Consider the following 20,727-nt stretch of genomic DNA (forward strand, 5'->3'; position numbering starts at 1 on the left):
GGACGCGTTCAGGAGTGCGCCCGCAAAGAGACGACGTTTTCCCCCGCCGAGCCGTTCGAGGCAAGGAAGCGGCGGATGTTGCGTGCCGCCTGTCGGATGCGGTGCTCGTTCTCCACGAGCGCGATCCGAACGTGATCGTCGCCATGTTCACCGAAGCCGACACCCGGCGCGACGGCGACTTCCGCCTGCTCGATCAGAAGCTTGGAGAACTCGAGCGAGCCAAGATGGCGATAGGCGGGCGGAATCGGCACCCAGGCGAACATGGTCGAGGATGGCGGCGGCACCTGCCATCCGGCGCGGCCGAAGGACTCGACCAGGACGTCACGGCGGCGGCGATAGGTGGTGCGCACTTCCTCGATCGCCTCGTCTCCGCCGTTGAGCGCGGCCGTGGCGGCGACCTGGATCGGCGTGAACGCGCCATAGTCGAGATAGGACTTCACTCGGGCCAGCGCCGCGATCAGCCGCTCGTTGCCGACCGCAAAGCCCATTCGCCAGCCGGGCATGGAGAACGTCTTCGACATGGAGGTGAACTCCACCGCTACGTCCATTGCGCCCTCGATCTCGAGGATGGAGGGCGGCACAACGTCGTCGAAATAGATCTCGGCATAGGCGAGATCCGACAGCACGATGATCTCGTGCTTCTTGGCGAAGGCGACGACCTCCCGATAAAAATCGAGATCCGCCATGTAGGCCGTCGGATTCGACGGATAGTTGAGGATGATTGCGATCGGCTTCGGGATCGAATGACGGACCGCGCGGTCGATCGCGGTCATGAAGTCCGCATCGGGCTTGGCCGGGATCGCGCGGATCGTGCCGCCCGACATGATGAAGCCGAAGGCGTGGATCGGATAGGTCGGGTTCGGGCAGAGCACCACATCGCCCGGCGCGGTGATCGCCTGGGCCATGTTGGCGAAGCCTTCCTTCGAGCCGAGCGTCGCCACGACCTGCGTCGCCGGGTCGAGGGTCACGCCGAAGCGCCGCTTGTAATAGCCGGCCTGGGCTCGACGCAGCCCCGCGATTCCCTTCGAGGCGGAATAGCGGTGGGTGCGGGAATCCTGGATCACCTCGCACAGCTTGTCGACGATGAATTTCGGCGTCGGCAGATCGGGATTGCCCATGCCGAGATCGATGATATCGGCGCCGCCGGCCCGGGCCGACGCCTTCAGGCGATTGACTTCTTCGAAGACGTAAGGCGGCAGCCGCCTGACTTTGTGAAATTCTTCCATCGTTCTCGCCCTCCGGCCCCATGCCGGGAAAATCGTTAGCGCTGAGCCTGCCGGCCTGTCAGTCGGAAGACAAGCCGGTTCGGCGTCATTCCTCGCCGGCCTCGATTCGCCGCAGCACCTCTTCCGGCGTGCGGCTCGGCCCGGTTCGACCGGCGGAGCCTTCGCCCTCTGCGGCCGGCCGCTCTGCCAGCGCCTGATCGACGGTGCGGGCCTGCTCCTGCCGCAGGCGCGTCATGCGGGCGATATCCGCCTCGTATTGCGCCGACGAGGCGCGACCACGGCGCCGGCTGGCAATGGCGTTCATGCGGCCCTGCTGCTGAGCCACCACCGCGTCCTCGACCTGCGGTGCCGCAGCGTTGGGATAGGCGCCGAGCTGCGGATATCCGTCCGGACCCAGACGTTGTCCGGAGGCGGGAAACCCGGAACTGCTAGCCGAAGCGGCGAGCACCGGTTCCTGCGTGCCAGAGCTGGCAGACTGACAGCCGGCCACCGCCACGCCAAGCGCAGCTACTGCCAGACACCGGGTCACGAACCCTGCAAACATCACGGACGCCTTTTTTCGAAACGCGGATCCGGTTCATCCCGTCGCAACGATCGATCCCTTTCCGCATATGTGCAGTCAAGCGATCGGATGACCGGAAAATCCTGCGCCGCCAATCCTTGAAGCCTACCCGCGCAGGCTTTGCCGAAACGGGAGCACGCTTCAATTCCCCATCGGCTGTGTCATATCCTACAGAAACGGCATTTACAAAAGACAGAGCGTCCGTTTCTTGTCGGGATAACGAAAAAGACGCCGAGATCCGGACGCGGCCGCGCAGCAGGACGGAAAACCTGCCGAAAAGGACACCGCTGCCGGAATATAGGGAGGAGTCAGCATGGCCAGCAAAGCGAGCAACCCGCACCCGGCCGAAGCAAATCCGATCCCCGAAGACTTCGTGGTGAAGGATCCGGAAGCCTTCGCGCGCAACATGGCGCGCATGCTGGAGCAGATCGGCAAGGCCGCCGCCGCCTGGGTGGGACCTCGCGAAAAGGGTGACGCGATCGACGAAGGCCCCGTCCCTATGGTCGAGATCGTGCAGACCCTGTCGCGCGTCTCGGAATACTGGATGACCGACCCGGCCCGGGCCATGGAGGCGCAGAGCAAGCTGTTTGCCAACTATCTGACGGTCTGGAGCAACTCGATCCGCCGCATGACGGGCGAGGCGCCCACCCCGATCTTCGAGCCGCCCAAATCGGACAAGCGCTTTTCCGATGCCGAGTGGGACAGCCATCTGTTCTTCGATTTCATCAAGCAGACCTATCTCCTGACGAGCCGCTGGGCCGACGATCTGGTGGAGCGAGCCGAGGGGCTGGATCCCCATACACGCCACAAGGCCGCCTTCTACGTCCGCCAGATCTCGAACGCCCTGGCGCCGTCGAACTTCATCATGACCAATCCGGAGCTCTACCGCGAGACGGTGGCCTCCAACGGCGAAAACCTCGTGCGCGGCATGAAAATGTTCGCCGAGGACATGGCCGCCGGCCACGGCAATTTGCGCCTGCGCCAGGCCGACTATTCGAAATACGAGGTCGGCCGCGACATGGCGGTGACCCCCGGCAAGGTCGTTGCGCAGAACGAGGTCTGTCAGATCATCCAGTATGCGCCGCAGACGGAAACCGTCTTCAAGCGCCCGCTGCTCATCGTCCCGCCCTGGATCAACAAGTTCTACATTCTCGATCTCAACCCCGAGAAGTCGCTGATCAAATGGCTGGTCGAACAGGGCCTGACCGTCTTCGTCGTCTCCTGGGTCAATCCGGACGAGCGCCACGCGGACAAGGACTGGCAGGCCTATATCGAGGAGGGCATCGTCTTCGGGCTCGATACGGTCGAGGCTGCGACAGGGGAAAAAGAAGTCAATGCGGTCGGCTATTGTGTCGGCGGCACGCTTCTCGGCGCCTCGCTCGCCTATCTCAAGGCGAAAGGCGACGAGCGCATCCAGTCCACCACCTTTCTGACAACCCAGATCGATTTCACCCATGCCGGCGACCTCAAGGTTTTCGTCGACGAGGGGCAGATCCAGGCGCTGGAACGGGCGATGGAGTCGAAAGGCTATCTCGAAGGATCGCAGATGGCGACAGCCTTCAACCTGTTGCGCTCCGGCGATCTGATCTGGCCCTATTTCGTCAACAACTATCTGCGGGGCAAGGAGCCCCTGCCCTTCGACCTCCTCTACTGGAACGCCGATTCCACCCGCATGCCCAAGGCGAACCACCTGTTCTATCTGCGCAATTGCTACCACGAGAACAATCTGTCGCGTGGGCGGATGGAGATTGGCGGGGTGAAGCTCGATCTCTCAAAGGTGACGATTCCGATCTACAACCTCGCCACCAAGGACGATCACATCGCCCCGGCCCGCTCGGTGTTCCTCGGCTGCGGCGCCTTCGGCTCGAAGGTCAATTTCGTCCTGACCGGCTCGGGCCATATCGCCGGCGTTGTGAACCCGCCAGCAAAGAACAAGTACCAGTTCTGGACCGGCCCGGCGCCCAAGGATGTCGGCAGCTTCGAGGACTGGCTGCTCGCCGCCAAGGAGACGCGGGGCTCCTGGTGGCCCCATTGGCTCGAATGGATCACGCCGCTCTCCGGCGACCAGGTCAAGGCGCGCAAGCCCGGCAGCCGCAAGGCAAAGCCCATCGAGGACGCGCCGGGTAGCTATGTAAAGGTGAAGTCGTGAGACGTCTCCTCGTCGCCTTCAAAGTGCTTGCCTGCCTCGCCGTCTTCTCACCGGCAGCCGCGCAGGGCCCCACGGGCATTGCCATCGTCGAGGCCCCGGAAGCGGGCTCCGGCGTCTGCTTTGCCGGCAATCCCGAAACCGGCTTCTCCTGCGCGCGGGACAAATGCATCGCCGAATCCGGGCTGGAGCCGCGCGATTGCCTCCGGGTGCGCTGGTGCTATCCATCGGGCTGGACGGCGGACCTGTTCCTGCAGACGGCGGATGGCTTTCATTTCCACCGCTACATTTGCGGCTCGGGATCACGCGCCGAGATGATTTCCCTCGCCAAAGCCGTGTGCAGCGATCCGCAAAAGGCGGACTACCTCGAATGCTCTTTCGCGCGCGCCTGGGATCCCGACGGCAATGATGTCGAGGTGGACGAACAACTTCGGGCGGCTCGCTGAAGGCTTGCCCTACCGACGATCGCCCGCTTCCAGATTGCCGCAGGCCCCGAAACCGGCTACAGACCCTTGCAGGTTCCGGGAGCACCCGCCGCCCGCAGGCTGATTCTCAGCCGTGGTAAAGCGCCCGACTTGGAACAGCCTCGCTCTTCTCAGGGCATCGCTGGCCGGTGGCAATGCGGGCTCCCACCTCTCACAGGCCGTCATGCGATGCCGGAAAGAGCTTCCGACATGACATCATCCTATACACCCCTGGCATCGCTGCCGGTTCTCAAGGATCAGGCGAGACGCCTGCGCGCTTCGCTCGAAGCCGAGGGGCGACCCATCTCGCATTGCCGGGCCCTCGAACTCGTGGCCCATCAATACGGGTTCCGCGACTGGAACACGCTTCACGCCCGGATCGGCAACCGGCCACCGCTGACGCCCTTCAATCTCGGCGCAAAGGTGACAGGCACCTATCTCGGCCAGAGATTCACCGGCGAAGTCATCTCGGCGAGTGCGTTCGAAGCCGATCCCACCCGCATCCGGCTGACGCTGCGCTTCGACGAGCCGGTGGACGTTGTGACATTCGACAGTTTCTCGTCGTTCCGTCACCGGGTGAACTGCGTCGTCGACGACACCGGTCGAAGCCGCGAAAAGACCTCGAACGGCCTGCCGCATGTGGAACTCGCCTGGTAGCGCAACGCGTTCAGTCTCAATATTGACCCGGCGGGGGCGCTCCGCTACCCGCCGGTGATGGTGTCCTTTCCTTCCTCGCTCATCCCTGCCCGGCTGATCCAGCGTTACAAGCGCTTCCTGGCGGATGTGGAGATGGAGGGCGAGGACACGCCCGTCACCGTTCATTGCCCGAATCCGGGCGCGATGCTCGGCCTCAAGGTGCCGGGCTCGCGGGTCTGGCTGTCGCGCTCGCCCAACCGCAATCGCAAGCTGCCGCTGACGCTGGAAATAGTCGAGGCGGATGGGACACTGGTCGGGATCAATACGGGCCTGCCCAACCGCCTCGCCGAAGAGGCGATCGACGCCAGTCTCGTGCCGGCTCTCGCCGGGCTTGGGCAGGCGCGGCGGGAGGTGCGCTATGGCACGTGCTCGCGCGTCGATCTCCTCTATGAGGAACCCGACGGCCGTCCGGTCTATGTGGAGGTGAAGAACGTCCATCTGATGCGCGAACCGGGGCTCGCCGAGTTTCCCGATTGCGTGACGGCGCGGGGCGCGCGGCATCTGACCGAACTCGCCGATCAGGTGGAGGCCGGTCACCGGGCGGTGATGCTCTATATCGTGCAGCGCGGCGACTGCGATCGCCTCTCCTTCGCCGGCGACCTCGATCCGGCCTATGCGGCGGGTTTTGCCGAAGCTCGACGCCGAGGGGTTGAAGCCTGGGCGGTTCGGTGCGACATCAGCTTGAATGCGATAAAGCCCGTGACCGTTCTTCCGATCGTCGAGACCGCACGCCCATGACCACCTATCTCGAGGCCGAGGCGAATCCGCTTCGCAACACCGGCGCCATCCGGATTTACGACGCCGATGCCTTTGCCGGCATGCGCAAGGCCTGCCAACTGACCGCGCGATGCCTCGACGGGCTGGTCGAGATCGTGCAGCCGGGCGTCACGACCCAGGCGATCGACGACTTCGTCTATGATTTCGCGGTTTCTCACGACGCGGTGCCGGCGACGCTGAACTACCGTGGCTACACCAAGAGCGTCTGCACCTCGATCAACCATGTCGTCTGCCACGGTATTCCCAATGAGAAGCCGCTCAAGGAAGGCGACATCGTCAATATCGACGTGACGTTGATCGTTGACGGCTGGCATGGCGATTCCTCGCGCATGTACCCGGTCGGCCGGGTCAAGCGCGCGGCCGAGCGCCTGTGCGACGTCACCTACCGTTCGCTTCTACTCGGCATCGATGCGGTGCGTCCGGGTGGACATATCGGCGACATCGGGGCGGCGATCCAGACCTATGCGGAGTCGGAGCGCTGCTCGGTCGTCCGCGATTTCTGTGGCCACGGCGTCGGCAAGCTGTTCCACGACGCGCCGAACATCCTCCATTACGGCCACCGCGGCGAAGGACCGGAGATGCGCCCCGGCATGATCTTCACCATCGAGCCGATGATCAATCTCGGTCGTCCGCATGTGAAGATCCTGTCCGACGGCTGGACGGCCGTGACGCGCGACCGCACGCTGTCGGCCCAGTACGAACATACGATCGGCGTGACCGAGGATGGCTGCGAGGTCTTCACCTTCTCCCCGGGCAGGTTCGACACGCCGGGGATCGCCTTCGATCCCAATCTCGATGCGGCGCGCTAGCCTGCGGTTCGACGATGAACGCGTCGGACCGGAAGGATGATCGCACCGGTATGGCCGATGATATCGAACCTGACGCCCCCGCTGGTGACGGCGATTTCTTCGGTCTGAGCGAAGACCAGGGATCTGCCGGGCGAAAGACCGGTAAGCGTTCCGGCCACATCCCCACAACGCCTAGACATCACGATGGCCATCGCGACCGCCTGCGCGAGCGCTTCGTCAACGCCGGCGCCGAAGCCCTCGCTGACTACGAACTTCTGGAACTCATCCTCTTTCGCTCGATCCCGCGCAAGGACGTCAAGCCCATCGCCAAGGCGCTGCTTGCCCGCTTCGGGTCGCTGGCAGAGGTGCTCAACGCGCCCCAGCGGCGGCTCACCGAGGTGCCCGGCGTCAAGGATGCGGTGGCGCTCGATCTTGCCATCGTCGCCGCCGTCAACCAGCGGGCGATGCGCTCGGCCGTGCGGCAGCGCGAAGTCCTCTCCTCATGGTCGGCCGTCCTCGACTATTGCACCGCCGTGATGGCCCACGAAGCGCGCGAGCAGTTCCGCATCCTGTTCCTCGACAAGAAGAACGCCCTGATCGCCGACGAGGTGCAGGGGACCGGCACGGTCGACCACACGCCGGTCTATCCCCGCGAGGTCGTTCGCCGCGCGCTGGAACTGAACGCCACGGCCCTGATCCTCGTCCATAACCACCCCTCCGGCGATCCGACACCCTCGCGCGCCGATATCGAGATGACCAAGACGATCATCTCGACCGCCAAGCCGCTCGGCATCGTCGTCCACGACCACGTCATTGTCGGCAAGAACGGTCACGCCAGCCTCAAGGGGCTGAGGCTGATCTGACCGAAATCAGTGCAGCGTGCCGCCATCTTTCACGAGCTGGATCTCTTTCGGCTTGATCAGACCCTGATGCATGACGCGGACGGACTGGATCATGGCCTCGATCTCGCGCTCCCAATGGTCCAGAAAACGCTTCAGGCGCGGGTAGTCGGGCGCCATGTCCTCGAACTGCCAGAAGAATGTCTGAAGCAATGTCGGATGATCCGGCATCCGGTAAAGCACCTCCGCCGAGGTCAGGCTGTAGCCTTCCAGCATTCGGCGAAACGAAGCGTCGACAGTTCTTCCAGTCATGGGCACACACCTCATCGAGCGGCGCCGGCCGACCATCGGCCGACCCTTCGATGCTGCGCCGCTTTCGTTAACGACGTCTTAACCGGTGACTTGTCATAAGCTCCGGTTCGGCGATTAAACCGTCAGTCCAATGGAAGGCGCAAGCGGCTTTTCGCCGCATTCCGCGCCAGATGCAGCCGCTGCCCAGCGACCGGGCACATCCGAGATGTCGTCAATAGTCGCCGCCGGAAGGCAGTCCCTCGAGGAAGGCCTGCGCCTCCTTGCGGATCGTCTTCACCTTCTCGCCGTCCATCCTGTCGAGCGTCGCATAGGTGCGGTTCATGCGGGGATTGCCGCGCAGGTTCTTCTCGTTCCGGGCGATGAAATCCCAGTAGAGCAGATTGAAGGGGCATGCGCCCTCGCCCGTCTTGGTCTTCGGCGAATAGGCGCAGTCAGCGCAATAGTCCGACATCTTGTCGATGTAGTTCGCGGACGCAGCATAGGGTTTGGAGGCGAAGAGGCCGCCATCCGCGTAGAGGATCATGCCGACCACATTGGGCATCTCCACCCATTCATAGGCGTCGTGATAGACGACGAGATACCATTCCTGCACCTCGCGCGGATCGAAGCCGCAGAGAAGGCAGAAATTGCCGATCACCATCAGCCGCTGGATATGGTGGTTGTAGGCGCTCTCGCGGACCTCTTCGAAGCACTGGCGCAGGCAGTTCAGTTCGGTCTCGCCGGTCCAGAAGAAGTCGGGAAGCCTGCGCTGGGCGTTGAGCTTGTTGGAGGCGGCGTAGTCCGGCATGTGCAGCCAGTAGACGCCGCGGATGAACTCGCGCCAGCCGATGATCTGGCGGATGAACCCCTCCACCGCATTGATTGGCGCCTTGCCCTCCCGATACGCCTCCTCGGCCCGATCGCAGGCCTCGCGAGGATCGATCAGGCCGCAGTTGATCAGGCCCGAGAGATGCGAATGGAAGAGCAGCGGCTCGCCCTGGCGCATGGCGTCCTGATAGGTGCCGAAATCCGGCAGGGCTTCGTCGACGAACCAGTTGAGGTAATGGAGCGCTTGCCGGCGCGAAACCGGATAGTCGAATTTCTCCAGCGATCCGAAATGGTTGCCGAAGCGAGTTGAGACGAGTTCGAGGACGGCTTCGGTGGTGTCGTCCACCGAATATGTGGGGCGCTCCGGCGCGCGGACCGCCTTCTTCAGCGGCTCGCGATTGTCGTGGTCGAAGTTCCATTTGCCTTCGGCGGGGTGATCGCCCTCCATCAGATAGCCGGTGTCCTTGCGCATCTCGCGATAGAAATACTCCATGCGCAGTTCCTTGAGCCCTTCGGCCCAGTCGGCAAAGCGCTCATGCGTGCAGAGGAACCGCTCGTCGGCCCGGATCTCCACATCAATGGAGAACTCTTCGCGCCAATCCGCCATCATCTGGCGGACACGCCATTCGCCGGGCTCCGTCACGACGAGACGGTCCGGCTTATGCCTTTCCACCGCACGCTTGACCTCGCCGGTAAAAGAACCGCTGTTCTGCGGATCGTCGAGAGTCACGTAATCGACCTTGATCCCGCGCGCTTCCAGATCCTCGGCGAAGTGCCGCATGGCGGCAAAGAGGAAGGCGATCTTGCGCTTGTGATGCCGGACGTATCGCGTCTCGTCGGCGACTTCGCACATCAGCACGACATCGCCATCCGCGATGTCGGAGAGCGATGAAATATCAAGACTGAGCTGGTCGCCGAGGACGAAACGCAGGACCGTCATCCGGTCAACTCCGGATCGCGCGGGTTTCTGCAACCGCCAAATCCAACCGAATGCCGCTCTTGCCGGTCAAACGTCACATGAGCCTCTCATCTGCGTTCTCGCAAGGAGACCGTGCCCGGTCCATTGCACTCAGGCAAAACTGGTTCAGCCGGTGACGTTCGAAAGAGCTTCAGCGTCCCTCATGGGTGCGACCGATCGCGCCTCCCCGTTCAATGACAGGCGACACCGTCCACCGATCGCAGATCCTGCACCAGCCTGTCGGCAAAGGCGCGCACGACAGGGCGCATGAAGCGCACGGACGGATAGGCGAGAACCATCTCGGCCGACTTCACCTCGTAGTCGGGCAGAATCCGCACCAACCGTCCGTCCTTCAGCGCCTCGCGCGCGAAAAGCGTCTGGATCGGACCGCATGCATGCCCGTCGAGAAGCGTGTTCAGGATGACGTTCGCATCGTTGGTGTGGATGAAGGGTCGGACCGGAATGTCGTGCTGTTCGCTGCCCGCGACGAGCGTCAGGATCTTGCGCGGCGAGATCACCTGCGCGGTGGTGATCAGCGGGAGATCGCCGAGCTGCTCGGGTCGTGCGATGCCGCCGACCCGATCGAGAAATGCCGGGCTTGCGCACAAAAGGCGCTCCACCGTCCCGAGCCTGCGGATGACGACGTCCTGATTCTCCGGCCGCGAATAGCGGATCGCCATGTCGAAATTGTCGTAGACGAGATCGATGGCGCGGTTTTCGAGGACGAGATCGACGGAGACCTGCGGATGATCCCGCTGGAAACCCATCACGATCGGGTGGATGACCTTGCCGCCGACGCAGGTCTGGGCGTGGATGCGAAGCGAACCCTCGATTGCTCCCGTCTCGATCCTGATCCCTTCCATCGCGGCGTCGATCGCCGCGAGGCCGGAGCGGGTGGCCTCGTAGAGCGCTTCGCCGGCAGACGTCGCACGCACATGGCGGGGCGAGCGCTCCAGAAGCCGGGCTTGCACATGCCGCTCCAGATTAGCGAGGTGCTTGGAAATGGCCGGCTGGCTGACGCCCAGATCATCGGCGGCGCCGGTCATGGAGCCCCGCTCGATCGTTCGCGCAAAGGCTCTCAAGGCGGCCGTCAGGTCCATCACCATTCCAATCGGCTATGCATGCTATATCTCGATCGCCATTGCTCATATTGCGGTCGAATGATCTTCACAAGCCACATTCGACAGGTGGCGATACATTCCATGGCGATCACGCGCACGAGCATCTCACGACGATCCCTCCTCATCGGCGGAGCAGCGGCAGGCCTTGCCGGTTGTACGACGCCCGGCCGCCAGACAACGAGGCCGGATGCGTCGCGTCCCCTGCCGCTCGAGAGTGCTGGATACGGCGCACCCAGCGACCCGCTTCAGGCGAAGCGCACGGATGCGCTCGATGAACGCTATTCCGCCCTGGTCGACGACGGCCACGAGCTGCCGGCCATCCCTTATTGGAAAATGGACCCGAAATATTTCCGCCAACGCGTCCCGAACCCGACTGGCGAACCCGCCGGCACGGTCGTTGTCGATACGCCGAATCGGTTCCTCTATCTCGTCGAGGCCGATGGCATGGCGATGCGCTACGGCGTCGGGATCGGGCGCGCCGGCTTCGTCTGGGGCGGCGAAGGCACGATCCACTGGCGCCAGCATTGGCCGCGCTGGAAAGTCCCGGCGGAGATGATTGCGCGCAAGCCCTCGCTCGAGATCTATTCGGTCGAAAACGGCGGCATGGAACCGGGCATCGGCAATCCGCTGGGCGCCCGGGCCCTCTACATCTTCAAGAACGGCCGGGATACGCTCTACCGCCTCCATGGCACGCCGGAATGGTGGACGATCGGCGGGGCGAATTCATCGGGCTGCGTGCGGCTCGTCAATCAGGACGTGATCGACCTCTACGAGCGGGTTCCCTATCACGCCCGGATCGTCGTCCATCAGTCCGCGATGGACGACCGCATTGTCGCGATCTGACGATCCGAGAACAGCGCCCGATCCGGGCGGGAAAAGCGATGTTCGCCCTCAACTTCGCATCACGCGGATTGCGGACCGGCCGCCATCGACCCCGATGATCTGGCCGGTGATCCACGAGCCGGCCTCGGTGAGAAGCACCTCCGCCATGCCGGCGACGTCATCGGGCCGCCCGAGCCGCGGAATGGCGTGCATCTTGGCGACTGCATCGGCCATTTTGGGATTACCGGCCACCGTCTGTCCCAAGGGCGTATCGATCAGCGAAGGCGCGATGGCGTTCACCCGGATCTGCGGCGCATATTCGGTGGCGAGCGTGCGGGTCAGCCCGACGACTGCGCCCTTGGCCATGGCGATCGAGGCGTGGGCGGAGAACCCCTGATCGACGGCAACGGTCGAAAAGAACAGCGCGCTGGCGCCGTTCTCTGCCTTCATCAAGGCATCGCTCGAAGCCTGGAACGCCCGCGCCGCGCCGACGGCATTCAACCGAAAATCACCGACGAAATCTTCCGGTTTTGCACGCGCGAACGGCTTGAGATTGATCGACCCGACCGCGTAGACCAGGCCATCCAGCGGCCCTTCGATCTCGGCAGCGGTTCGCTCGATTGCCTCGTCCTCCATGACGTCGCAGACGATGCTCTGCGCAGAGAACTCCTCTGCGATCCGGCCGAGTTCGTCGCCGTTACGTCCGGCGACGACGATCTCATGCCCGGCCCCGTTCAGGCGGCGCGCGATCGCCGACCCGATACCGCCATTTCCGCCATAGATCAGATAACGTCCCATTTCGGCCCCTTTGCTCGTCATTCTCTTGGCGAAAGCGGTGCGCTCCCGCCCCAAATCAATGGGTCGAGAACACGGGGTCGGAAGAAAGGGTTTCTGAGAATCGGCCAGGTGCGTCGAAATGCCGGGGCATGAAGAGAGCGCCCTTCTTCCCGAATTGACGCGAATCTGCGCAGATTGGAGGCAGTGAAGAAAACAATGGTCGGCTGGCAGCCATGCGGCGGTACGAGGAAACCGTCATTGCACGGTGCCAGCCGACCCCCCACGGGACCCAGGAGATGCGGCGGACCTGAGCATTCCATGGGGTAACTCGCAGGGTGCCAGATCGCTGGCTTATTCCCTGGAATTCCTTGGCTGAACACTTGCCCAGAAAAGACTCAAATGCAACTTCGCCGCAGCGCCGAAAGCCAAACTTTTATCAAGAGGGTTAAGACGCTGACAACTCTGCTATCCGGCGTCCTGGTGCATTATCCACACGCTTTGCCGCGATCGTCCTCGGCTGTCTCCAGCCGGTCGCGTCCGGCCCGCTTGGCGGCGTAAAGCGCAGCGTCGGCGCGCTTCAGGATCGCCGCCGGCTGATTCTGCTCCCTCGACGAGAAGGCGAGGCCCTCGCTCACCGTGACATGGAGCCTCTCGCCCACGATGTCGAAGGGCGTATCCCGGATCTCCGCGCCGATCCGCTTTGCGACGGCCACCGCGGTTTCGGCATCGGCCGCCGGCATGAGCACCGCGAATTCCTCGCCCCCATAGCGGCAGGCGAGATCGGTCGAGCGAATCGAAGCTTCGAGCCGACGGGCAAACTCCCGCAAGACGGCGTCGCCGGCGTCGTGGCCGAAGCCGTCATTGATGCGCTTGAAATGATCGATGTCCGCGATGATCAGCGCAAAGCTTTCGCGTTGGCCGTTCGCCCGCTCGACGGCGCGCTGCAGATGCATGTCGAAGAAGCGGCGGTTGTGAAGCTTCGTCAACGGATCGAGCACCGCCAGTTCGATCGTCTCGTCCACTGAACGCCGCAGCTGGTCGTCATAGCGCTTGCGCCGGATCTGCGTCTTCATCCGGGCTGCCAGTTCGTTGCGATCGACCGGACGCGAGACGTAGTCGTTGGCGCCGAGTTCGAGCGCGCGCGCAGCCGTCTCCTCTCCGTCGGCGGCCGCCAGGGCGAGGATCGGGATCGAACGCGTGGCGTCGCTGGATCGCAATTGCGAGACCAGACGCAGCGGATCGCAGTGCCGGGCCGACAGGTCGATCACGACGACCTCGGCGTTGGTTTCGCGAACCGCAGCGAAGAAGGTGGAGGCCTTGTCCGCAATCGATACAGCGGCAGGGCTGCCGAGATAGCGCACCAGCCGGCGCCCCTCGCCGGCTTCCTCCACATAGGCGACGACACGGGCCGAGTCGTCGAGATCGATGCGCGCCTGCTCATCGGCGTTGCCCGTGACCTGCAGCGCCGTGCGGGCGCGAGCGCGCCATTCGTCGGTGGCGCGCTTCAAGCGAACCAGGCTGCGCACCCGGGCAAACAGTGGCAGGTCGCGCACCGGCTTCGTCAGGAAATCGTCGGCGCCGGCCTCAAGCCCCGCCACCCGATCCTCGGGCTGGTCGAGCGCCGTGATCAGCACAACGGGAATATGCATGAGCTCGGGATCGGCCTTGATCCGGCGACAGACCTCGAACCCATCGAGATCGGGCATCATGACGTCGAGCAGGACGATGTCGATCGCCTCACGGCGACAGATCGCCAGCGCTTCGGCGCCATTGTCGACGGCAACGACGTCGAAATACTCCGCCGTCAAACGCGCCGACAGGACCCGGAGATTGATTTCGACATCATCGACGACAAGGATCCGTGCGGTCATGGCGCCGCTCACGCATCATCGAGAAAGGAGCGGACGACTTCCATGAATCGAGTCACCGAGATCGGCTTGGAGATGTAAGCCTCGCATCCCCCCTGGCGGATGCGTTCCTCGTCGCCCTTCATCGCAAAGGCCGTTACCGCCACGACCGGAATCTGGTGGAGTTCGGGATCGGCCTTGAGCTGCTTGGTCACGTCGAGCCCGGAGATCTCCGGAAGCTGGATGTCCATCAGGATGAGATCGGGCCGATTTTGACGCGCGAGTTCGACGGCAGACAAGCCGCTACGCGTCTGGACGGTCTCATAGCCATGCGCCACCAGGAGATCCCGGAACAGCTTCATGTTGAGCTCATTGTCCTCGACGATCATCACGGTCTTCGCCATCGTCGATACTCCTTGCCTCGACCGGCCCGCCGAATTGCGTTACCCAGAGCACATCTAATCGAATTTGTTTAAGAATCGGGAATCAGGTCGTTGACCTTCTTTAAGGATGTCGAGCCGCGACCACGCTCGGGAACGCAGAAACCGGAAATCGACGCCCCGGCAGCGGAAGCGATTGCCGTCAAGGCATTGGCCTTTATAGCCGGTGACGAGATACTACTTAAGCGATTCCTTGCCCTCACCGGCCTCGACCCACAGGAGATGCGCCGGGCCGCTAGTGAGCCGGGCTTTCTCCCCGGGGTGCTCGATTTCATCCTCGGCCATGAGCCAACACTCGCAGCCTTCTGTGATGCAACGCAAATCCCCCCGTCCAGCGTTCCGGCGGCGCGACGCGCGCTCGGCGGCCCGAGCGAGGTCGAAACCTGGTGAAACGCGGGCCGGTCAGCGCGGGGCCTTCGGTGGCGGACATCCCGAAGCGACGGGATGCCCTGCTCGTTCTTGACGTGGACGAGGTGATTCTCGAATTCATCGAGCCGTTCTCGCGGCTCCTTGGCGAGTATGGCGCCAAGCTCCACCCTGAGAGTTTCCGGCTGACGGGCAACGTCCGTTCGATTTCGACCGGAACCGCCCTCTCCGGCTCGGAACTCGACCGCATCACCGAACAACTCTATCAGGAGCAGGAGCATCGTCAGCCGCTCGTGTCCGGCGTGGCAGAGGCGCTCTCGCGGCTCGGCGAGGTGGCGGACATCCTGTTCCTGACGGCGATGACGCCGGCCTATTACGGCAAGCGTCGTGCCTTGCTCGATGGCCACGGCCTCGACCATCCGATGATCGCAACGGAGCGTTCCAAGGGCGCCGTGGTCGCGCAGCTCGCCGAGCGCTGGCTTGGCCCGATCGTCTTCGTCGATGATCTGCCGCCGAATCTCGCCGCCGTGCGGCAGCGGGTCGATCGCGTGCGTCTGATGCATCTGATGGCCAACGAAGTGTTCCGCGACCATCTGCCGCCGCTCCCCTCCGGCGCCGTCAGCGCCGCGAACTGGCACGAAGGTCAAAACATCGTTCTCGACTGGCTGCGAATCGACGCTTCGTCCTGAGGGCCGCCGACGGTTGAACCGGGCCACTGTTCGATCGCGCTTTTTCCCGGGATCAGCTATGATCGCGCGCGGCCGGATTGGAAAACCATGGCGACCTCGGATCCTTTCAGCTTCTGTCGGGACTGTTTCACCGAATCGCACGGTTCGGCACGGCGTTGTCGCGCCTGCGGGAGCCCCCGGATCCTCCGCCACGCGGAGCTGCGATCGCTCGCCATCGCCCATATCGACTGCGACGCCTTCTACGCCAGCATCGAAAAGCGTGACCGCCCGGAGCTCGCCGATCGGCCGCTGATCATCGGTGGCGGACGGCGCGGCGTCGTCTCCACTGCCTGTTACATTGCGCGAATCCGCGGCGTGCGGTCGGCCATGCCGATGTTCAAGGCGCTGCAACTCTGCCCGAACGCAACGGTGCTCAGGCCCGACATGGCGAAATATGCGACCGTCGGCCGATCCGTCCGCGCCTTGATGAACGAGATCACGCCTCTCGTGGAACCGCTGTCGATCGACGAGGCGTTTCTCGACCTTTCCGGCACCGAAACGCTCCACCGCGCGCCAAGCGCCCTCACCCTCGCGCGTCTCGCCCGACGCATCGAGACCGAACTGGGCATCACCGTCTCGATCGGGCTTTCCCACAACAAATTCCTCGCCAAGATCGCCAGCGACCTGGAAAAGCCCCGCGGCTTTTCCGTCATCGGCCGGGAGGAGACGCTCCGGTTCTTGTCCGACAAGCCGATCGGGCTGATCTGGGGCGTCGGCCAGGCGATGGATCGCAAACTCGAGCGCGACGGTCTCCGCGTCATCGGCCAGCTTCAGACGATGGACGAAACCGACCTGATGAAGCGCTATGGCGACATCGGCCGCCGCCTCTGGCGGCTGTCACGCGGTATCGACGAGCGAAGCGTCAATCCGCGCGGCGAGGCCAAGAGCATCTCCACCGAGACGACGTTTTCGACCGACAAGTCGACGCGCGAGGAGCTGCTGCCCATCCTGCGGGACCTGTCCGAAACGGTGGCGGCGCGGCTCAAGGCCACCGATCTGGCGGCTTCGGGAATCGTCCTCAAACTCAAGACCGCGGACTTTAAGCTGCGCACACGAAACCGCCGGCTGGCCGATCCGACACGTCTCGCAGACCGGATCTTCGCGACCGGACGCGCCCTGTTGGAGCGCGAACTCGACGGCACGCGCTTTCGCCTGATCGGTATCGGCTGCGTCGATTTCTCTCCCGCGACGCGGGCCGACCCGGTCGATCTCGTCGACCGGGGCGCAGAGAAGCGCGCCAAGGCCGAAGCCGCACTCGATGATCTGCGATCGAAGTTCGGCAAGACGGCGATCGAGACCGGCCTCACCTTCGGTCGGCTGGAACGCCGCCATCGCGAGACCCAGCCGCCCGATCCGTCCGCAACGGCGCCCGACGTCTCGGCAGAATAGTCCCGGCGAAATGAGCCTTTAGCGACGGTATGGCGGCCGAACGCACCCGCCTCAAGCTATCGATAAAATTTTTTCATTAATCCGTTGATTTAGAAAGACTAAAATCCGCCCTACAATAGCTCGACGTCAAGAACACCGGGTGCGGCCTTCACGGCGCTCGCCATCTGGGGCGAGACGCGGTAGCGGCCCGGAAGGGTGATCTCCACCTCGCGTTCGCCGTCGTCGCGGACCAGCACCAGCGAGACTTCGCTGTCGCCATCGCCGGAGAGCTGCCCGCGGAAGACCTGAAGCGGCTTCGCATCGCGCATGAAGATCCGCAGCGCCTTCTGCATGCGCACGGCTTCGTCCTCCAGCGACTGAACGCCCTGGACGCGAAACGAGATGCCTTCAGGCCGCTCTTCCGCCGAGACCGTCACGATCACCGAAGCGCCGGGCTCCAGAACATCGCGGAATGCGACCAGCGCCTCGGAAAACAGCACCACCTCGTACTGGCCGCTCGGATCGGAAAGCTGGACAATGCCGATCTTGCCGCCGGTGCGGGTCTTGCGTTCCTGCCTCGACGTGACGGTGCCGGCGAGCCGACCGGCGGTGGCGCCGCGCTTGACGCTCGCCACCACCTCGGCGTGGGACTGAACACGCAGACGCTTCAGCGTCTCGCGATATTCGTCGAGTGGATGGGCCGACAGATAGAAGCCCACCGCCTGAAACTCCCGCAGAAGCTTTTCCGACGCCGTCCAGAGCGGAGCCGGATTGAGCTTCAGCGGCTCGGGCGCCGAGCCCGCCCCGCCAAACAGTTCGTTCTGGCCCGATAGCCGGCTCTCGTGCACCATCAGCGCGTAGCCCGCCAGCCGCTCGATATTGGCCGTGAGCAACGAACGGTCATGGCCGAAACAGTCGAGCGCGCCGGCCGCGATCAGGAATTCCAGCGTGCGCTTGTTGACGATCTTCGGATCGATCCGCGCGCAAAAATCTTCGAGCGACGCAAACGGCGCCTCGCCCCGGCGTGCCACGATGTGCTCGACGGCATGCTCGCCGACGCCCTTGATCGCCGCGAGCGCGTAGAAGATCTTTTTCTCGCCGACCTCGAAGGCCTTGTAGGAGGTCTGCACCGACGGCGGGACGATCCTGATCCCTAGCCGCTCGGCATCCATGCGGAAGTCGTTGAGCTTGTCGGTATTGCCGGAATCGAGCGTCATCGACGCGGCCAGGAACTCGACCGGATAATTCGCCTTGAGATAGGCCGTCTGGTAGGCGACGAGCGCGTAGCAGGCGGCGTGGGACTTGTTGAAGCCGTAGTCGGCGAACTTGGCCAGAAGGTCGAAGATCGTGTTCGCCTGAGCCTTGTCGATGCCGTTTTCCAGGCAGCCATCGACGAAGCGGACGCGCTGCTTGTCCATCTCGGCGCGGATCTTCTTGCCCATGGCGCGGCGCAGGAGGTCGGCTTCACCCAGCGAGTAGCCGGCCAGGACCTGGGCGATCTGCATCACCTGTTCCTGGTAGATGATGACGCCCTGAGTCTCCTTCAGGATCGACTCGATCTTCGGATGGATGATGTCGAGTTCTTCCTCCCCATGCTTTCGCGCATTGTAGGTCGGAATGTTCTCCATCGGTCCCGGCCGATAGAGCGCGACGAGGGCGATGATGTCCTCCAGACAGTCGGGCCGCATGCCGATCAGCGCCTTGCGCATGCCGACCGATTCCACCTGGAACACGCCGACCGTCTCGCCGCGTGTCAGCATCTCGTAGGTCTTGCCGTCGTCGAGCGGCAGGGCCGATAGATCGATGTCGACGCCCCTTCGGGCGATCAGTTCGACCGCCGTCTGCAACACGGTCAGCGTCTTGAGGCCAAGGAAGTCGAACTTCACCAGGCCCGCCGGCTCGACCCATTTCATGTTGAACTGGGTGACCGGCATGTCCGAGCGCGGATCGCGGTACATCGGGACGAGCTTCGACAAGGGCCGGTCGCCGATCACGATGCCGGCAGCATGGGTCGAGGCGTGTCGGTAAAGCCCCTCGAGTTTCAAGGCGATCGAGATCAGCCGATCGACGATCTCCTCCTTTTCGCGAGCCTCCTGGAGCCGGGGCTCCTCCTCCAGCGCCTTGGCGAGCGTCACCGGATTGGCCGGGTTTTGCGGCACGAGTTTGCACAGCTTGTCCACATGGCCATAAGACATCTCGAGCACACGGCCGACATCGCGCAGCACGGCGCGCGCCTGCAGCGTTCCGAAGGTGATGATCTGGCCGACCTGCTCGCGGCCGTACTTCTCCTGGACGTAGCGGATCACCTCTTCGCGGCGGTCCTGGCAGAAGTCGATGTCGAAATCCGGCATCGAAACGCGCTCGGGATTGAGGAAGCGCTCGAACAGGAGCGAGAAGCGCAGCGGATCGAGATCGGTGATGGTCAGCGAATAGGCGACCAGGGAGCCGGCACCCGAACCACGGCCTGGCCCCACCGGAATCCCCTGCGCCTTCGCCCATTTGATGAAGTCGGAGACGATCAGGAAGTAGCCGGGAAACTTCATCCGCTCGATGATCGACAGCTCGAATTCAAGCCGCTCGCGATAGGCCTCCTCGCTCACGCCGGGCGCCAACCCGAGCTTGGCGATGCGCTGTTCGAGACCCTCGAAGGCCTGACGCCGCAATTCCGCCACCTCGGCGGCTTCCGCCTCCACCGGGTCGGCATCGGCGCCCGCGAATCGCGGCAGGATGGGAGCCCGGGTGCGCGGCCGGTGGGAGCAGCGCCGTGCAATTTCGACGGTGTTCTCCAGCGCCTCCGGAAGGTCGGAGAACAGCGCCGCCATCTCCTCCTTCGACTTCAGGCAATGATCCTTCGACAGCCGGCGCCGATCCTCGTGGCTGACCAGCCGGTTTCCCGCCACGGCCAGAAGCGCGTCATGGGCCTCGAAATCCTCGGCACAGAAGAAATAGGGCTCGTTTGTCGCCACGAGCGGCAGTTCCAGCTCATAGGCGAGCGCCACCGTCTCCGCCTCGACACGCTGGCTGTAGCCCTGCTGACGCTGCAGTTCCACATAGAGCCGGTCGCCGAAAAGTTCGGCCAGGCGTTCCATCCGCTGGCGAGCAATCGCCGGCCGCTCGCCTGCGATCGCCAGACCGATCGGCCCCAGCGGACCGCCGGAAAGCGCAATGACGCCCGTCGTCCGCTCTGCGATCCAGTCGAGACGCGTGAGCGGCCGCTGATTGTCAGGGTCGCCGAGATAGGCCAGCGAGACGATCTCGACGAGATTGGCGTAGCCCTCCTCGGTAGCGGCGATCAGCGCCAGCGGCGCCACCGGCGACAAGCCGCGTTCGCCACGGCCGGGGCGCGTATCGACCTCGCAATCGGCGAAATCCACGTCCAGCTGGCAACCGACGATCGGCTGGATGCCGGCCTTGGCGGCTTTCTCTGAGAATTCGAGAGCGCCGAAGAGATTGTTGGTATCGGCAATGCCAATCGCCGGCGCCGCATCGCCTTGCGCAAACTTGATGATCTGGTCGAGCCGCAGCGCGCCTTCGAGAAGCGAAAAGGAACTGTGCACGCGAAGATGTACGAAGGGCAGCGCTTCGGTTCCCGCCAACTGCAACACTCCAGCGGTCTCACTCGTCATCGACCCGTCCCCCGCAGCAATTCGTCAGACATCCCGTCGGAATGTGTCCGGAGCATT

At 63.8% G+C, this 20,727-nt stretch carries 19 protein-coding genes; 10 read left to right on the plus strand and 9 right to left on the minus strand.

The window, feature by feature from the left end:
• Positions 1–8 precede the first annotated feature (8 nt).
• The gene (locus tag MF134_RS20395) at positions 9–1,226 is read right to left on the minus strand and encodes an LL-diaminopimelate aminotransferase (protein ID WP_255341253.1); all 1,218 of its coding nucleotides are present in this window, start codon (positions 1,224–1,226) and stop codon (positions 9–11) included.
• Positions 1,227–1,311: 85 nt separating this feature from the next.
• Positions 1,312–1,770, minus strand: a complete 459-nt coding sequence (locus MF134_RS20400; protein ID WP_255341254.1) for a hypothetical protein — start codon at positions 1,768–1,770, stop codon at positions 1,312–1,314.
• A 331-nt stretch (positions 1,771–2,101) separates the two neighbouring features.
• On the opposite strand from MF134_RS20400, the gene phaC reads away from it, so the two are divergent.
• The 6 genes from phaC (at position 2,102) to radC (ending at position 7,522) form a co-directional block, all read left to right on the plus strand.
• Positions 2,102–3,937, plus strand: coding sequence for a class I poly(R)-hydroxyalkanoic acid synthase (phaC, locus tag MF134_RS20405; protein ID WP_255341255.1), 1,836 nt, complete (start codon positions 2,102–2,104; stop codon positions 3,935–3,937).
• Entirely contained in the window at positions 3,934–4,380 is a 447-nt protein-coding gene (locus tag MF134_RS20410; RefSeq protein ID WP_255341256.1) for a hypothetical protein, read from the plus strand. The genes phaC and MF134_RS20410 overlap by 4 nt, the downstream gene beginning before the upstream one ends.
• A gap of 228 nt (positions 4,381–4,608) precedes the next feature.
• On the plus strand, positions 4,609–5,055 hold the full coding sequence (locus MF134_RS20415) for a glyoxalase superfamily protein (RefSeq protein ID WP_255341257.1): 447 nt from the start codon (positions 4,609–4,611) through the stop codon (positions 5,053–5,055).
• 57 nt (positions 5,056–5,112) lie between these two features.
• Positions 5,113–5,832 carry a DNA/RNA nuclease SfsA gene (gene sfsA / locus MF134_RS20420; protein WP_255341258.1) on the plus strand — a complete coding sequence of 240 codons (720 nt, stop codon included), beginning with the start codon at positions 5,113–5,115 and terminating at the stop codon, positions 5,830–5,832.
• Positions 5,829–6,680 carry a type I methionyl aminopeptidase gene (gene map, locus MF134_RS20425; RefSeq protein ID WP_255341259.1) on the plus strand — a complete coding sequence of 284 codons (852 nt, stop codon included), beginning with the start codon at positions 5,829–5,831 and terminating at the stop codon, positions 6,678–6,680. The genes sfsA and map overlap by 4 nt, the downstream gene beginning before the upstream one ends.
• Positions 6,681–6,730: 50 nt before the next feature.
• The gene (gene radC / locus MF134_RS20430; protein ID WP_255341260.1) at positions 6,731–7,522 is read left to right on the plus strand and encodes a RadC family protein; all 792 of its coding nucleotides are present in this window, start codon (positions 6,731–6,733) and stop codon (positions 7,520–7,522) included.
• Positions 7,523–7,528: 6 nt separating this feature from the next.
• Here the strand turns inward: radC and MF134_RS20435 are convergent, their stop codons facing one another.
• The 3 genes from MF134_RS20435 to MF134_RS20445 all read right to left on the minus strand — a co-directional run bounded on the left by MF134_RS20435 (position 7,529) and on the right by MF134_RS20445 (position 10,675).
• Positions 7,529–7,810, minus strand: a complete 282-nt coding sequence (locus MF134_RS20435) for an usg protein (protein WP_255341261.1) — start codon at positions 7,808–7,810, stop codon at positions 7,529–7,531.
• A 211-nt stretch (positions 7,811–8,021) separates the two neighbouring features.
• The gene (locus tag MF134_RS20440; RefSeq protein ID WP_255341262.1) at positions 8,022–9,557 is read right to left on the minus strand and encodes a cryptochrome/photolyase family protein; all 1,536 of its coding nucleotides are present in this window, start codon (positions 9,555–9,557) and stop codon (positions 8,022–8,024) included.
• Positions 9,558–9,766: 209 nt separating this feature from the next.
• Positions 9,767–10,675, minus strand: a complete 909-nt coding sequence (locus tag MF134_RS20445; protein WP_255341263.1) for a LysR family transcriptional regulator — start codon at positions 10,673–10,675, stop codon at positions 9,767–9,769.
• A gap of 102 nt (positions 10,676–10,777) precedes the next feature.
• On the opposite strand from MF134_RS20445, the gene MF134_RS20450 reads away from it, so the two are divergent.
• On the plus strand, positions 10,778–11,539 hold the full coding sequence (locus MF134_RS20450) for a L,D-transpeptidase (protein WP_255341264.1): 762 nt from the start codon (positions 10,778–10,780) through the stop codon (positions 11,537–11,539).
• 48 nt (positions 11,540–11,587) lie between these two features.
• Here the strand turns inward: MF134_RS20450 and MF134_RS20455 are convergent, their stop codons facing one another.
• The 3 genes from MF134_RS20455 to MF134_RS20465 form a co-directional block, all read right to left on the minus strand.
• Positions 11,588–12,316, minus strand: coding sequence for an SDR family NAD(P)-dependent oxidoreductase (locus MF134_RS20455; protein WP_255341265.1), 729 nt, complete (start codon positions 12,314–12,316; stop codon positions 11,588–11,590).
• A 464-nt stretch (positions 12,317–12,780) separates the two neighbouring features.
• A complete protein-coding gene (locus MF134_RS20460; RefSeq protein ID WP_255341266.1) occupies positions 12,781–14,166 on the minus strand; it encodes a PleD family two-component system response regulator in 1,386 nt (461 codons plus the stop codon).
• Between the two features lie 8 nt (positions 14,167–14,174).
• Entirely contained in the window at positions 14,175–14,546 is a 372-nt protein-coding gene (locus MF134_RS20465; protein ID WP_255341267.1) for a response regulator, read from the minus strand.
• Between the two features lie 90 nt (positions 14,547–14,636).
• On the opposite strand from MF134_RS20465, the gene MF134_RS20470 reads away from it, so the two are divergent.
• From MF134_RS20470 to MF134_RS20480, 3 genes are all read left to right on the plus strand, one after another.
• The gene (locus MF134_RS20470) at positions 14,637–14,972 is read left to right on the plus strand and encodes a DUF3572 domain-containing protein (protein ID WP_304363836.1); all 336 of its coding nucleotides are present in this window, start codon (positions 14,637–14,639) and stop codon (positions 14,970–14,972) included.
• Positions 14,969–15,637 carry a hypothetical protein gene (locus MF134_RS20475; RefSeq protein WP_255341268.1) on the plus strand — a complete coding sequence of 223 codons (669 nt, stop codon included), beginning with the start codon at positions 14,969–14,971 and terminating at the stop codon, positions 15,635–15,637. The genes MF134_RS20470 and MF134_RS20475 overlap by 4 nt, the downstream gene beginning before the upstream one ends.
• An 87-nt stretch (positions 15,638–15,724) precedes the next feature.
• A complete protein-coding gene (locus MF134_RS20480; RefSeq protein ID WP_255341269.1) occupies positions 15,725–17,065 on the plus strand; it encodes a DNA polymerase IV in 1,341 nt (446 codons plus the stop codon).
• A 110-nt stretch (positions 17,066–17,175) separates the two neighbouring features.
• On the opposite strand, the gene dnaE is transcribed toward MF134_RS20480, so the two are convergent.
• On the minus strand, positions 17,176–20,670 hold the full coding sequence (dnaE, locus tag MF134_RS20485) for a DNA polymerase III subunit alpha (RefSeq protein WP_255341270.1): 3,495 nt from the start codon (positions 20,668–20,670) through the stop codon (positions 17,176–17,178).
• Between the last annotated feature and the right edge of the window lie 57 nt (positions 20,671–20,727).

It is taken from the genome of Jiella marina (assembly GCF_024359545.1).
Lineage (GTDB): Bacteria > Pseudomonadota > Alphaproteobacteria > Rhizobiales > Rhizobiaceae > Jiella.

Bases quoted from the DNA above. Each gene is read 5' to 3' on its own strand.
- sfsA (WP_255341258.1), top strand. From the start codon at position 5,113: ATGGTGTCCTTTCCTTCCTCGCTCATCCCTGCCCGGCTGATCCAGCGT.
- MF134_RS20395 (WP_255341253.1), bottom strand. From the start codon at position 1,226: ATGGAAGAATTTCACAAAGTCAGGCGGCTGCCGCCTTACGTCTTCGAA.
- MF134_RS20435 (WP_255341261.1), bottom strand. From the start codon at position 7,810: ATGACTGGAAGAACTGTCGACGCTTCGTTTCGCCGAATGCTGGAAGGC.
- MF134_RS20440 (WP_255341262.1), bottom strand. From the start codon at position 9,557: ATGACGGTCCTGCGTTTCGTCCTCGGCGACCAGCTCAGTCTTGATATT.
- MF134_RS20460 (WP_255341266.1), bottom strand. From the start codon at position 14,166: ATGACCGCACGGATCCTTGTCGTCGATGATGTCGAAATCAATCTCCGG.
- MF134_RS20445 (WP_255341263.1), bottom strand. From the start codon at position 10,675: ATGGACCTGACGGCCGCCTTGAGAGCCTTTGCGCGAACGATCGAGCGG.
- MF134_RS20450 (WP_255341264.1), top strand. From the start codon at position 10,778: ATGGCGATCACGCGCACGAGCATCTCACGACGATCCCTCCTCATCGGC.
- MF134_RS20465 (WP_255341267.1), bottom strand. From the start codon at position 14,546: ATGGCGAAGACCGTGATGATCGTCGAGGACAATGAGCTCAACATGAAG.
- dnaE (WP_255341270.1), bottom strand. From the start codon at position 20,670: ATGACGAGTGAGACCGCTGGAGTGTTGCAGTTGGCGGGAACCGAAGCG.
- MF134_RS20415 (WP_255341257.1), top strand. From the start codon at position 4,609: ATGACATCATCCTATACACCCCTGGCATCGCTGCCGGTTCTCAAGGAT.
- MF134_RS20400 (WP_255341254.1), bottom strand. From the start codon at position 1,770: ATGTTTGCAGGGTTCGTGACCCGGTGTCTGGCAGTAGCTGCGCTTGGC.
- radC (WP_255341260.1), top strand. From the start codon at position 6,731: ATGGCCGATGATATCGAACCTGACGCCCCCGCTGGTGACGGCGATTTC.
- map (WP_255341259.1), top strand. From the start codon at position 5,829: ATGACCACCTATCTCGAGGCCGAGGCGAATCCGCTTCGCAACACCGGC.
- phaC (WP_255341255.1), top strand. From the start codon at position 2,102: ATGGCCAGCAAAGCGAGCAACCCGCACCCGGCCGAAGCAAATCCGATC.
- MF134_RS20455 (WP_255341265.1), bottom strand. From the start codon at position 12,316: ATGGGACGTTATCTGATCTATGGCGGAAATGGCGGTATCGGGTCGGCG.
- MF134_RS20480 (WP_255341269.1), top strand. From the start codon at position 15,725: ATGGCGACCTCGGATCCTTTCAGCTTCTGTCGGGACTGTTTCACCGAA.